General features: G+C 50.2%; 12 protein-coding genes and 6 tRNA genes. 16 read left to right on the top strand and 2 right to left on the bottom strand.

Annotated elements, in window-relative coordinates:
• Window positions 1-12: 12 nt before the first annotated feature.
• Window positions 13-444 (bottom strand): ribosome maturation factor RimP, encoded by a 432-nt coding sequence (rimP, locus tag ACM67E_RS08165; protein ID WP_416190967.1) that lies wholly within the window; start codon window positions 442-444, stop codon window positions 13-15.
• Here rimP and ACM67E_RS08170 point away from each other — a divergent pair.
• The 4 genes from ACM67E_RS08170 to ACM67E_RS08185 all read left to right on the top strand — a co-directional run bounded on the left by ACM67E_RS08170 (window position 433) and on the right by ACM67E_RS08185 (window position 3,700).
• A complete protein-coding gene (locus ACM67E_RS08170; protein ID WP_416190968.1) occupies window positions 433-738 on the top strand; it encodes a hypothetical protein in 306 nt (101 codons plus the stop codon). The two genes, rimP and ACM67E_RS08170, sit on opposite strands and share 12 nt — an antisense overlap.
• 75 nt (window positions 739-813) lie before the next feature.
• Window positions 814-1,920, top strand: a complete 1,107-nt coding sequence (serC, locus tag ACM67E_RS08175) for a phosphoserine transaminase (protein ID WP_416190969.1) — start codon at window positions 814-816, stop codon at window positions 1,918-1,920.
• Window positions 1,921-2,049: 129 nt separating this feature from the next.
• Window positions 2,050-2,607 (top strand): nitroreductase family protein, encoded by a 558-nt coding sequence (locus ACM67E_RS08180; RefSeq protein WP_416190970.1) that lies wholly within the window; start codon window positions 2,050-2,052, stop codon window positions 2,605-2,607.
• A gap of 106 nt (window positions 2,608-2,713) precedes the next feature.
• A complete protein-coding gene (locus tag ACM67E_RS08185) occupies window positions 2,714-3,700 on the top strand; it encodes an aldo/keto reductase (protein ID WP_416190971.1) in 987 nt (328 codons plus the stop codon).
• An 84-nt stretch (window positions 3,701-3,784) separates the two neighbouring features.
• Here ACM67E_RS08185 and tkt read toward each other — a convergent pair whose 3' ends face one another.
• Window positions 3,785-5,764 (bottom strand): transketolase, encoded by a 1,980-nt coding sequence (tkt, locus tag ACM67E_RS08190; protein ID WP_416190972.1) that lies wholly within the window; start codon window positions 5,762-5,764, stop codon window positions 3,785-3,787.
• A gap of 359 nt (window positions 5,765-6,123) precedes the next feature.
• Between tkt and ccoG the strand changes: the two genes are divergently transcribed.
• The 12 genes from ccoG to ACM67E_RS08250 all read left to right on the top strand — a co-directional run bounded on the left by ccoG (window position 6,124) and on the right by ACM67E_RS08250 (window position 13,144).
• Window positions 6,124-7,656, top strand: coding sequence for a cytochrome c oxidase accessory protein CcoG (ccoG, locus tag ACM67E_RS08195; protein ID WP_416190973.1), 1,533 nt, complete (start codon window positions 6,124-6,126; stop codon window positions 7,654-7,656).
• 1 nt (window position 7,657) lies between these two features.
• A complete protein-coding gene (locus ACM67E_RS08200; protein ID WP_416190974.1) occupies window positions 7,658-8,209 on the top strand; it encodes a FixH family protein in 552 nt (183 codons plus the stop codon).
• Window positions 8,210-8,479: 270 nt separating this feature from the next.
• Window positions 8,480-9,022: a DUF2062 domain-containing protein gene (locus tag ACM67E_RS08205; RefSeq protein ID WP_416190975.1), complete on the top strand. Its 543-nt coding sequence runs from the start codon at window positions 8,480-8,482 to the stop codon at window positions 9,020-9,022.
• Window positions 9,015-9,551, top strand: a complete 537-nt coding sequence (locus tag ACM67E_RS08210) for a type IV secretion protein Rhs (protein WP_416190976.1) — start codon at window positions 9,015-9,017, stop codon at window positions 9,549-9,551. Before ACM67E_RS08205 ends, ACM67E_RS08210 begins: the two co-directional genes overlap by 8 nt.
• A gap of 121 nt (window positions 9,552-9,672) precedes the next feature.
• Window positions 9,673-10,245, top strand: coding sequence for a CDP-diacylglycerol--glycerol-3-phosphate 3-phosphatidyltransferase (gene pgsA / locus ACM67E_RS08215; RefSeq protein ID WP_416190977.1), 573 nt, complete (start codon window positions 9,673-9,675; stop codon window positions 10,243-10,245).
• Between the two features lie 92 nt (window positions 10,246-10,337).
• Window positions 10,338-10,413: transfer RNA gene (locus tag ACM67E_RS08220), tRNA-Gly, on the top strand.
• Window positions 10,414-10,430: 17 nt separating this feature from the next.
• Window positions 10,431-10,506 (top strand) — tRNA-Gly (locus tag ACM67E_RS08225).
• 29 nt (window positions 10,507-10,535) lie between these two features.
• Window positions 10,536-10,611, top strand: a tRNA-Gly gene (locus tag ACM67E_RS08230).
• Between the two features lie 21 nt (window positions 10,612-10,632).
• Window positions 10,633-10,708, top strand: a tRNA-Gly gene (locus tag ACM67E_RS08235).
• A gap of 40 nt (window positions 10,709-10,748) precedes the next feature.
• A tRNA-Cys gene (locus ACM67E_RS08240) sits at window positions 10,749-10,822 on the top strand.
• Window positions 10,823-10,853: 31 nt separating this feature from the next.
• Window positions 10,854-10,943: transfer RNA gene (locus tag ACM67E_RS08245), tRNA-Leu, on the top strand.
• A gap of 350 nt (window positions 10,944-11,293) precedes the next feature.
• Entirely contained in the window at window positions 11,294-13,144 is a 1,851-nt protein-coding gene (locus ACM67E_RS08250; RefSeq protein WP_416190978.1) for an acyltransferase family protein, read from the top strand.
• The last annotated feature ends 44 nt before the right edge of the window (window positions 13,145-13,188 follow it).

Genomic DNA, 13,188 nt, shown 5'->3' on the forward strand with positions numbered 1-13,188 from the left:
TATGTATTATGTTTAAAATTTGAATTCGGGACGCAAACGGGCTTTATCGATATTACCGATTTCAATCTCTGCCGTTTTGCCGTCAAATGCAACCGTCACCACATCGTTTTCACACTTTTCGATGCGGCCGATAAAATTTTTCTGCCCGTCAATCGGCAGGCGTGTTTTGATTTTGGCTTCCTGACCGGCAAAACGCACGAAATCGGCGGCTTTCTTCAACGGACGGTCCAAACCCGGGCTGGAAATTTCCAAACGTTTGTAATCGATGTCTTCCACCATGAACACGCGGCTCAAATGGTTGCTGACGGTCGCACAGTCTTCCACGGTAATGCCTTCGGGTTTGTCGATAAACACGCGCAAATCGCCTTGTGCGGTCAGCTCGAAATCCACCAGCTCGTAACCCAAGCCGGGCAGGGTTTTATCCAGAATATTTTGAATGTCCATACTTCTCCAGCGCATAAAAACAAAAAAATGGCCCGCGGCCATTTTTCTGTAAAATTCGAAAAATTGCCGCATTATAACGTATTTAAAAGAAAAAGAAAAGCATTGATTCCGCTTGGCTTTTTTCAGACGGCCCGGCGTAACCGTTTCTGCCGCAATCCTTTCCCATCCGCCTTAATTGTCAACAAAATATCCCGGTATTTTTCAGACGGCCTGGCAGGCAGCATCCGAAAATTTCATGACAAACAATCCCTTAAAACGAATATTGTTTTTCAGACGGCCTCAAGACCAGTTTAAATGCTTGCTAAACCCGACGGCAAACCCTAAAATCAAACGCTCTACCCACTCCTGATTTTTTTAAAGAACACCATCATGTCTGCCGCCCCGATTTACAATTTCTCCGCCGGCCCCGCCGTTTTGCCCGAAGCCGTTTTGCGTACCGCGCAACAAGAAATGCTCGATTACAACGGTACCGGTTTTTCCGTAATGGAAATGAGCCACCGTTCCGATATGTTCATGTCGATTCTGCACCACGCCGAACAGGATTTGCGTCAGCTTTTAAATATCCCCGACAATTATAGAGTGCTGTTTTTACAGGGTGGTGCAAGCACGCAATTCAATATGACGGCGATGAATCTGGCGCACGGTTTCTCCCGTATCGATGCAGTGGTGACCGGAAACTGGAGCCGGTTGGCTGCCGAACAGATGCCGTTGACCACCGGCGCAGAAGTCCGCATCGCGGCGCACGGCGGCGAGCTGTTCGATTATAAAGACCTGCCCGCCGTGGAAAACTGGGAGATTTCCAAAGACTCGGCTTTCGTCCACTTTGCCATCAACGAAACCGTCAACGGCCTGCAATACAAAGATGTGCCGAAACTTTCAGACGGCCTGCCGCCTTTGGTGTGCGATATGTCGAGCGAGATTTTGTCACGCGGATTCAATGTGGCCGACTATGGTTTGATTTATGCCGGGGCACAGAAAAACATCGGTCCGGCGGGCGTAACCGTGGTGATTATCCGCGAAGATTTGCTCGACCGCTGCCCGAAAAACATTCCGAGCGTGTTCAACTACCGCACCCACATCGAAAAAGACGGCATGTACAACACGCCGTCCACCTATGCGGTTTATATGTCGGGCCTGGTATTCCGCTGGCTGCAAACTCAAGGCGGCGTGAAAGCCATCGAAGCGGTCAACAGCATCAAGGCAAAAACGCTTTACGATGCCATCGACAACAGCAACGGCTTCTACATCAACCCGATTGCCGTGAATGCCCGTTCCAAAATGAACGTGGTTTTCAAAACGGAAAGCGACAAACTGGACAAATTATTCGTACAGGAAGCCGATTTGCACGGCCTGCGCCAACTCAAAGGCTATAAAACCGTCGGCGGTATGCGCGCCAGCATTTACAACGCCATGCCGTTGGCCGGTGTGGAAGCCTTGGTCGAATTCATGCAGGATTTCCAACGCCGCTACGGTTGATTGTAAAAACACAGGCCGTCTGAAATATTTCAGACGGCCTTTTGTTATGTTTCCGAACCGTGTATTCGCTTAGGAAAATATTTTGTGCTATAAAGAACCGTTCACACAGTCAAAATACAGGAAAACACCATGAATGCCCTCGAATTATTGACCACACGCCGTTCTTCCAAAAAGCTGGCCGCCCCCGCGCCGAATGCCGCCCAATTGGAAATCATGTTGCAGGCGGGGACGCAGGTACCGGATCACGGCAATATGCGCCCGTTTAAATTTACCGTGATTCAAAGCGAAGCCGGCTTAAACCGTTTTCGCGAACTTTTACGCCAAACCGTCACCGAATTGAATTTCGGTGAAGAATCGATGCAGAAAGCAGAAAAAGTCGGCAGCATGGCACCGATGGTCATCGGTGTGACTTTCGCTCCGAACCTGAATGTACCGAAACCCAAACCCGAATGGGAACAGATGCTCAGCGCGGCATGTTCGGCCTACGGTTTGCAACTGGCCGCCAAAGCACAGGGCTTTGACAACGTTTGGATTACCGGCCTCTGGACCAACAGCCCGCTTCTGCGCGAAGCCTTCCGGTGCGGCGAAAAAGACAAAATCATCGGCCTGATTATGATCGGTACGCCCGGAGAAGAAACCGGCGGCGCGAAAAACACCGATTTGGATTCGTTTGTTACCTATTGGTAAACCTAACCCTTTGCCATCAAAACATTTTCCATGAAACAGGCCGTCTGAAAATTTACACAGAAACCTTAGGTTGATTTTCAGACGGCCTCCATCCGAAAGAACAGCCATGTCCCGCAACCGCACCATCAATAATATCCCCGTCCACCCTATCGGCTTAGGCTGCATGAACCTCAGCCACGCCTACGGCACGCCGCCGGACGAAGCCCGCGCGATTGATTTCCTGCATCAAGCCGTCGACTTGGGCTACAACCATTTCGACACCGCCACGCTTTACGGCTTCGGTGCCAACGAGACCTTAGTCGGCAAAGCATTAAAAAACCACCGCAGCGACATCTTCCTGGCCAGCAAATGCGGCATGGGCGGCGTCAACGGCAAACGCGTCATCGACGGCCGCCCCGAAACCCTTATCCGCCAAGCCGACGAATCGCTGCAACGCCTGCAAACCGACGTCATCGATTTATATTACCTGCACCGCTGGGACAAAAATGTCCCGATTGAAGAAAGCGTCGGTGCGTTGTCGCGCTTGGTCGAACAAGGCAAAATCCGCGCCGTCGGTTTGTCCGAAGTTTCGGCCGACACGCTGGAAAAAGCCCACGCCGTCCATCCGATTGCCGCCGTCCAGACCGAATATTCGCTGTGGACGCGCAATCCCGAAATCGCCGTCTTGGAGAAAACACGCGAGTTGGGCATTGACTTTGTTGCCTTCAGCCCGGTTGCCCGCGGTTTTCTCGGCGACTTGCGCGACATCACCGCCTTGGAAGAAAAAGACATCCGCCGCCCCATGCCGCGTTTCAGTGCCGAAAACTACCCCGCCAACCTGAAACTGCGCGACCAACTGCAAGCCATTGCCGACCAAGCAGGCTGCACCGCCGCGCAACTGGGCTTGGCATGGCTCTTGGCGCAATCCGACAACATCCTGCCGATTCCCGGCACGACCAACCCGCAACACTTGGCCGACAACATCGCCGCTGCGGATTTGAATATTTCCGCCGAATTGCTGCAACAGGCCGGGGAAATCATCAACCAAAGTACCGTCCAAGGCGCGCGCTATCCTGCTGCGACGCAGGCAGAAATTGACACGGAAGAATTTTAAGATTTTGTTCTCAAAAGAAAAGGCCGTCTGAAAATTTTCAGACGGCCTTTCTTGTCAAACCGCACTCAAACGGTCGTATCCTGTTTACAAAACAGATTTCACCGCATTAACCACATTCTCAACGGTAAAACCGAATTCTTTAAACAGTAGTTCGGCCGGAGCAGATTCGCCGAAGCGGTCGAGGCCGACGACTTTGCCGTTCAAGCCGACATATTTGTACCAACCGTCGGACACGCCCGCTTCCACGGCCACGCGCGGCAGGCCTTCAGGCAGCACAGCGGCTTTGTAGGCGGAGTCTTGGCGGTCGAATGCATTGGTTGACGGCATGGAAACCACACGCACGGCGATGCCTTGTTCCGCCAAGGCCGCTTGCGTATTCAAAGCCAATTCGACTTCCGAACCGGTAGCGATAATCACGGCTTTGGCTTCGCCTTGCGCTTCGCTGATGACGTAACCGCCGCGCGCGATATTGCCCAACTGCTCGTCGCTGCGTTGCAGGAATTTCAGGTTTTGGCGGCTGAAAATCAGGGTGCTCGGGCTGTCCGGCGCTTTGACCGCTTCCGCCCACGCCACCAGCGATTCGGCGGTGTCGCACGGACGCCATACGGTCATGTTCGGAATCAGGCGCAGCGTGGCGGTTTGCTCGACCGGCTGGTGGGTCGGACCGTCTTCGCCCAAGCCGATGGAATCGTGGGTAAACACGAAAATCGGGTTAATCTTCATCAACGCGGCCATACGCAGGGCGTTGCGCTCGTATTCGCTAAACATCAGGAAGGTCGCACCAAAAGGCTTCACACCGCCATGCAAGGCTAAGCCGTTCATGATGGCGCCCATGCCGAACTCGCGCACGCCGTAATGGATATAGTTGCCGCCGCTGTCGCGCGTCACGGATTTGCTCGCCGACCAATCGGTCAGGTTCGACGGGGTCAAATCCGCCGAACCGCCGACAAATTCGGGCAATACTTTGGCCAATGTTTCGATGCTGTTCTGGCTGGCTTTGCGCGTCGCGATGGTTTCGGCTTTTTCGCACACTTCTTTCAAGGCCGTCTGAACGTAGGCATCAAAATCTTCGGGCAGCTCTTTTTCCATGCGGCGCACAAATTCGGCTGCCTCTTCAGGAAAACGGCTTTGGTATTCGGCAAACAGTTTGTTCCATTCGTTTTCCAGTTGCGCGCCTTTTTCTTTGGCATCCCAACCTTCGTACACTTCCTGCGGCACTTCAAACGCGCCGTAGCTCCAACCCAAATGCTTGCGCGTGGCTTCGATTTCTTCCGCGCCCAACGGAGCGCCGTGGGTTTTATGACTGCCTTCTTTGGTAGCCGCACCTTTGCCGATCAAGGTTTTGCAGCAGATGATGGAAGGCTTGCCGGTTTCGGCACGGGCGGCTTCGATGGCCGTCTGAATCGCAGCGGTATCGTGGCCGTTGACGTTTGGCACCACGTGCCAGCCGTAGCTTTCAAAACGCTGCGGAATGTTTTCGGTAAACCAGCCGTCCACTTTGCCGTCGATGGAAATATTGTTGTCGTCATACAGGACAATCAGTTTGCCCAAGCCCAATGTACCGGCCAATGAACAGGCTTCGTGCGACACACCTTCCATCAGGCAGCCGTCGCCTAAAAATACGTAGGTATAGTGGTCAACGATGTCCAAACCGTCTTTATTGAATTCGGCTGCCAGGATTTTTTCGGCCAAAGCCATGCCTACCGCGTTGGCAATGCCCTGCCCCAGCGGGCCGGTGGTGGTTTCCACGCCGTCGGTATAGCCGTATTCGGGGTGGCCAGGCGTTTTGCTGTGCAGTTGGCGGAAATTCTTCAAATCGTCGATGGAAACGTTATAGCCGGTCAGATGGAGCAGGCTGTATAGAATCATCGAAGCGTGGCCGTTGGAAAGAATGAAACGGTCACGGTTGTAAAATTTCGGATTGGCCGGATTATGGTTGAGAAATTGCGTCCACAAAACCTCGGCCATTTCGGCCATGCCCATCGGCGCACCCGGGTGGCCTGAATTGGCTTTCTGTACCGCGTCTGCGGAAAGGAAACGGATTGCATTTGCCAGTTGTGACATCAGTACCTTCTTTCTTTTCAAGATGTGGGGGAATGAGGGGGGAACGGTTTGGATTATCGCTTTATTTTTTCAGGGTTTCAAGCACGGTATAAAGACCGTTGCCAGGCCGTCTGAAAAAATATCCGCCCGGAAAGCATTCAGACGGCCTCACAACCCGTCAGCGGTATCTGCCAACCCGCTCCGCCATGCAAACGACATCATAAAACTTACCGCTTTAATTGGTCTAAACGCGGCAAAAAATGTTATGATTATAACGTTCTAAGTGCAAAACACCGCTTGATGACTCAGGCCGTCTGAAAAATGTTTTGCCGAATACACCGCCATCATCTAAGAATATATTGATATTTAAGGAACAAAATATGTCTGCCGAAGAAAAACCGACACCGGCTGCCGAACCCGACCATACTGACGACCATAAATCCGCCCCCCCGAAAAACGGCCTGTCCGAAACCAAAGCCGAAAAAACAACACCGCCCCCGTCCGGCAAACCGAAATCCGCCGCGATTCAGATTCATCCCGTGGGTGAGCGCATCCACCCGAAAAAAGCCGAAGGCCGCTTTGCCAAGCTGCGCATTGCCGCTGTTTTGGCGACTCAGTTTGTGTTTTATATTGTGCCGTGGTTCAACTGGTCTGACCGTCAAGCGGTGTTATTCAACATTCCCGACCGCCACTTCTATATTTTCGGCCTGTCGTTGGGCATGGGCGACTTGATTTACTTGGCGTTGCTCTTGATGATTTGCGCCTTCGGCCTGTTTTGGTGGACAACGATTGCCGGCCGGCTGTGGTGCGGCTACTCCTGCCCGCAAACGGTTTACACCGAAATTATGCTGTGGATTGACAACCTGGTCGAGGGCGACCGCAACAAACGCCTGAAGCTGGAGAAATCGCCGTGGAACCTCACCAAAATCCGCATTAAAGCGACCAAATACCTGCTGATTTTCCTGTTTTGCGCATGGACGGGCATTACTTTTGCCGGCTGGTTCACCCCGATTCGCGAGTTCGTTCCCGCATTGTTCCACGGCGGAGCTGGCGGCGGCGCAATGTTTGCCGCAGCATTTTACGGTTTCATGACGTTCTTCATGGCGCACATCATGCGGGAAAAAGTGTGCCTGCACATGTGCCCTTACGCGCGTTTCCAAAGTGCGATGTTCGACAAAGACACGCTGATTATTTCCTACGACTACGAGCGCGGCGAACCGCGCGGCGCGCGCAAGAAAACCGCCGATAAGGAACAAACCCATCTGGGCGACTGCATCAACTGCATGATGTGCGTACAGGTCTGCCCTGTCGGCATCGACATCCGCGACGGCCTGCAATACCAATGTATCGGCTGCGCCGCCTGTATCGATGCGTGTGACGAAATCATGGATAAAATGAGCTATCCGCGCGGCCTCATCCGTTATACCACCGAAGGCGCGCTGGAGCACGAGTATCCCGAGTCCGACATTAAGAAACGCTTGAAACGCCCGCGTGTGACCGGTTACGGTGCCGTGTTGGCCGTTGTGGTCATTGCCTTTATCGCCGGCATCTCTACCCGTAAAATGGTGGAAGTGGATATTTTGAAAGACCGCGGCGTAATGGTGCGCGAGAATAACCGGGGCTGGCTGGAAAATGCGTATAACCTGCGCATCATCAACAACAGCGAATACGATCAAACCTTAACCGCCGGCGTGAAAGGTTTCGAAGAAATCGCCCTGACCGGCCTGCCTGAAGAAGGCTTGAAACTGCCCGCCCGCGAAACCATTACCATTCCGGTGCAGGTCTCCACGATTCCGGAATATGCCGACAAAGGCAGCCACCCGATTGAATTCACTTTTACCTACCAAGAAGCAGGTAGTCCCGAATCGGAGAAAGTGGTGATTGAAGAAGAAGCAACGTTTATCGGAGAATGATGTGTCCAAAAAAAATAATGTGCAACCCTGGTATAAAAATTTCTGGCCGTGGTTTCTGATGGTCGGGCCGATATTCGTGGTCATTGCCAGCGTATCGATGTTTTTTGTAGCCAAACAAAACATGACCGACTTGGTTTCAGACGACTACTACAAAGACGGCAAACACATCGAAATCGAACTGCACCGCGACGAGGAAGCGGTCAAACGCCAGATTCAGGCGCAGGTGCTCATCAGTCCGGATATGGATAAAGCCAAAGTGTTTGTCAGCGGCGACTTTGATGCCGGGCAGCCGGTCAATCTGCAATTGATGCACCCTGCGAAAAAAGCGGAAGACCAAACCGTAACACTGAAAGCCGTCAATACCGACACCTCGTCCGGACGCACGGAATACGATGCCGTGTTCAAACCGTTACCGGCAACGAACCACTGGTATGTGCGCGTGGCCGACGAAGCCGGCATTTGGCGCGTGGAAGACAAATGGATTACCAGCCAGGGCAACGCCATCAATCTTACCCCGATGGACAAATTGTTCGGCACAGGTGAAGCTCAATAAACCATAGGCCGTCTGAAAGAAACGTTCATTTTCAGACGGCCTTTTATTGCCTGATTCCATCTGTACCAAACCGGCGAATTTATAGTGAACTAAAACAAAAAAGATACAGGGCAGCAAGGCGCAGGCAGTGCAGGCAGTACGGCAAATCACAGCCGACGAAGTAGATTTTTGATTGTAGTTCACTATCTTTCTGATTTTCAGACGGCCTCCGTCTTTAAAAGCCATCCGATGTCCACCATATTGCCCTTATCGTTTTATTCTGATCTTCATATGAATTCACCTAAACCCAACGGTCTGCGCCATAAGCTGCCCAACCGCCAGCAGATTTTCGCATCGCGCTGGAGCAAGCCCTTTGCACCGCTGTTCGACAAGCCGTATTTTTGGACACTCAACCGCCGGCAAGCCGCCGTATCCGTTGCCGTCGGCATGTTTTGCGGCTTAATGCCCGGGCCTACACAAATGCTCAGCGCGCTCATCGTTGCCTATTTCCTACGCACCAACCTGCCGGTTGCCGTATTCAGCACACTTTATACCAACCCCATTACCTATATGCCGCTCTATTATGCCGCTTACAAAATCGGCTCCCTTATTTTAGGCATTGAAGCCGCGGACAAACTGGAATTTCCAAGCTGGTCTAACGCACACTTTTTCAGCGAACTTTGGACTTGGCTTTTAGGCGCAGGCAAACCTTTGCTGGTCGGCGTACCCGTTTTAGGCTCGGTTTTGGCAGTCATCGGCTATATGGCCGTTTTGGTCGGCTGGCGGCTGCGCACCCGCTATCATTGGCGCAAAAGAAAGGAAGCACGTGAGTAAGCATTGGCGTCGGTTAACGGAAAACGAAATCGAATTGGCACGCCGCATTTTTTCAGACGGCATCGATTACATGCGCATCAAAATCTATCGCGGCATTCCCTACCTGTCCAATATCAACGTTGCCGTCGCACCCAACGGCCACATATTCTTCCCCCGCAAAAACTGTCCCGACGATTTTGTTTTGGCCGGACGCAGCCACCAAATCTGGCTGATTCACGAGTTAACCCACGTATGGCAATATCAACTCGGCTTCAAAACATGGTGGGCCGGCATACTGCTGATGGCCGCAGGCGGCTATGTGCGCCGCAAAGCCTATGTATATCCGCCGTTGCACACCATCACGCATTTCAGCGATTTGAACATGGAACAGCAAGCCGATTTAATCGCCCATTATTATGCCGCGCGTTATCTGTCCGACAAACGATACACCCAATACCTGCCTGATTTTCAGACGGCCTTACAACCTTTTTTAGACAATCCGCACCATAAAAACCTTTTGCCCCGATACCGCCGTTTCAATTTTTTCTGACCTCCCCGGCAAAAACCATCCGGATGACTTTTACCATCATAAATTAGCGGTTTAGCGGTTAAATTCGCTATAATATGCAGCTTCCCGTACAGCGGACCACTGATAGAAAAGGTCGCCATAAATGCCTTGGAACATCCCCATTCTTCTCACTTGGATGCGCGTTTTGCTCATTCCGGTGTTTACCGTCCTGTTTTACCTGCCCGAAAACTGGATAAACCCGCAAACCGTCAATTGGACGGCTGCCGTCATTTTTGCCGCCGCCGCCGTGACCGACTGGTTTGACGGTTTTCTTGCGCGCCTTTGGAAACAGACCTCCGACTTCGGCGCATTCCTTGATCCTGTCGCCGACAAACTCATGGTTGCCGTCGCCCTGCTGCTGCTGGTCAGCCTCAACCGGACTTACGTCATTTTCGCCATGATTATCATCGGCCGCGAAATCACCATTTCCGCATTGCGCGAGTGGATGGCGCAAATGGGACGTCGCAACAGCGTGGCCGTCGCAACCATCGGCAAATTGAAAACCACCGCACAAATGGCCGCCATCTTATTGCTCCTAATCGGCCTGCCCGATTTCCACGGCTTCGACTTCATCATGATCGGTAACATATTGATGTTTATCGCATCTGTATTGACCCTTTGGTCAATGTTCTATTATTTGAAAATGGCATGGCAGGAAATCACACAAAAAAGTTAAGAAAAACGAAACAAACCGCTTGACGGTAGAAATCAAATCCATAATAATAGCGTCTTCCTTGTTACCAAGCGTAACAATCGGATTAAATTTGAGCGGGAATAGCTCAGTTGGTAGAGCGCAACCTTGCCAAGGTTGAGGTCGCGAGTTCGAGACTCGTTTCCCGCTCCATTCAAATTTAATCAAATGCGGGAATAGCTCAGTTGGTAGAGCGCAACCTTGCCAAGGTTGAGGTCGCGAGTTCGAGACTCGTTTCCCGCTCCAAAGTTTATCGTTAAATGTAATCATCGAGTGCGGGAATAGCTCAGTTGGTAGAGCGCAACCTTGCCAAGGTTGAGGTCGCGAGTTCGAGACTCGTTTCCCGCTCCATTCGCTGCTTACATTTATCCTGCGGGAATAGCTCAGTTGGTAGAGCGCAACCTTGCCAAGGTTGAGGTCGCGAGTTCGAGACTCGTTTCCCGCTCCAAAAGAACCAAAGTTGTGATAGAAACGTAACTTTTTATTATGGCGGGATAGCAAAGTGGTTATGCAGCGGATTGCAAATCCGTCTACGCCGGTTCGATTCCGACTCCCGCCTCCACTTCCAATAGTTTTGTTTCGATAAAACTATTGCCCGGGTGGTGAAATAGGTAGACACAACGGACTTAAAATCCGTCGACCCTAAACAGGTCGTGCCGGTTCGATTCCGGCTCCGGGCACCAATCCACATTCTCTACAAAATCTTCATATTCAAATAACAGGCCGTCTGAAATTTCAGGCGGCCTGTTTTACATCTGAGCCAAACAGCCAATACTCTTTTCTTATGCCTCACCTTAGAGAATCATTCTGAACGATCCTAATCGAACCACTGTAAATTCTTTTATCATAGGGAACTAAATCGATAATTTACAATCCATTTACGGCTTTAAGTTGGGAAACCGCTTTCTATCCGAAGCTCCACGGATATTTTGTGCTGCATCTATCCGGTTACACCAGTATGAACATACAGAATTTTTTCAAACGAAAAAATTTATAGATAATTAATTACTGAAATATTACTAAAAATAAATTTATGAATATTCTAAATTACAGGGCCGACATTGACGGCCTGAGAGCCATTGCGGTTCTGGCAGTTATTATTTTCCATCTGAATCCAAACTGGTTGCCGGGCGGTTTTTTGGGCGTAGATATCTTTTTTGTCTTATCCGGTTATCTGATTACGTCCATCATTTACCAGCAAATGAAAAAAGGCTCGTTTTCTTTTTATGATTTTTATAAAAGAAGAATCAAGCGTATTCTGCCGGCTTTTATCTTTGTATTGGCTGTAGCGACACCTGTCGCTGTCTATTTATTCCTGCCGAACGATACCCTGCAATATTTAAAATCTGCCATTGCTTCCCTATTCTCGGCAGCCAATTTGTTTTTTGCCCGAAAAGGCGGCTATTTTGACAGTGCTTCAACCGAAAAACCGTTACTGCATATGTGGTCTCTTTCCGTTGAAGAACAGTTTTATTTCGTCTTTCCTGTCATCTTACTTTTTTTCTTTAAGTTTTATCATTCCAAAATCAAGCTGTTACTATCAGGTTTAATCTTAATCAGCTTGGCAACCTATTTTCTGCCGAGCTTTGGCCTAGACCGTTATTTTTTGCCGTATGTACGCGCTTATGAACTGTTAATCGGTGCACTCTTTGCTTTTATCACACCGAAAGAAAGCAATAAATGGGTTTCATGGCTGTTATTGGCCACCATCATCGGTTTGATGTTTATTCCCCACGATACCTTATGGGGAAACGGCTATATTGAAAAATTAATCGCCTGTACCTGCGTCGGACTGATGATTTTATTCGGACATTACCGGACTTTGGATAAATCCGATTGGGTATTCCGATTTTTAAGTGCCAAACCGATGGTCATGATCGGCTTGATTTCCTATTCGCTATATTTATGGCACTGGGTTATTTTGGCTCTTATCCGCTATGTTTATATGGATAACGAGTTACCATATACCGTTTATCTTGCCGCCACATTAGCCATGTTTGTATTGGCATGGATTTCATATGTTTGGATAGAAACTCCGTGTAGAAAAATCAAGCATTTTTCCAATAAACAGATGTGGGCAACGCTGGCCGTCTATTTCGGCTTGGCGCTGCCACTCTATGCCGCCATTATTTATGTGAACAAAGCACCTTCTCAGGAAATGCGCTTGCTGACCGGTAGCGGGGTTGTTTGCCAAGATACGGTTAAAAACGGGGAATGCAGCGTGGGAGAGAAATCCAAACCTGTCAATATCCTTTTTGCAGGAGATTCCCATGCCGGACAATATTATAAATTCTTAGACATCGTCGGTAAAAAAGAAGGCTGGGCTGCCGATGTCATCAGCGGAAACTCATGCGCCGTGGCATTCGGTTTTACCCTTTCCGAAACGGAACGCAGCTCTGCATGGTGCAATCCAATTAACCGCCATATCGAAGAAAATTACCGCCACTACGACACCGTAATTTTTGCGCAAAGATGGTCTTTGCAAATTCCGAAAGCCGATTTCTTGCCTAAATTTGAGAAAACAATACAAACCTTATTGGCCGAAGGCAAAAAAGTCTATGTTTTCCGAGATAATCCGCTGGCTCCATACAATATCCTGCGCAAATATCATCTGGCTCAGAAAGGCATTGATATTGATTATGTCCACCCCAAACGGTATGAAGCGGCGGAACAATCCGAGCAAGCCAATATTCAGATTCAAAAACTGCTGCAAAACTATCCTGAAGCAACATGGGTCGATACCACGCCCTATCTGCCCAAAGACTTCAAACATAACGGCCTGCCCGTGTACAGCGATTACGACCATCTGAACGCCTATGGTTCGCAACTGTTGGGCGAACGGTTCAGCAGTCAGGAAACATTGCTGCAACCCCGGCCTTTATAACCGACCTTCCTTAAAAAAAACAGGTTACTTAAAAATTAAGTAAC

Source organism: Neisseria sp. CCUG12390 (genome assembly GCF_047837985.1).
Classification (GTDB): Bacteria; Pseudomonadota; Gammaproteobacteria; order Burkholderiales; family Neisseriaceae; genus Neisseria.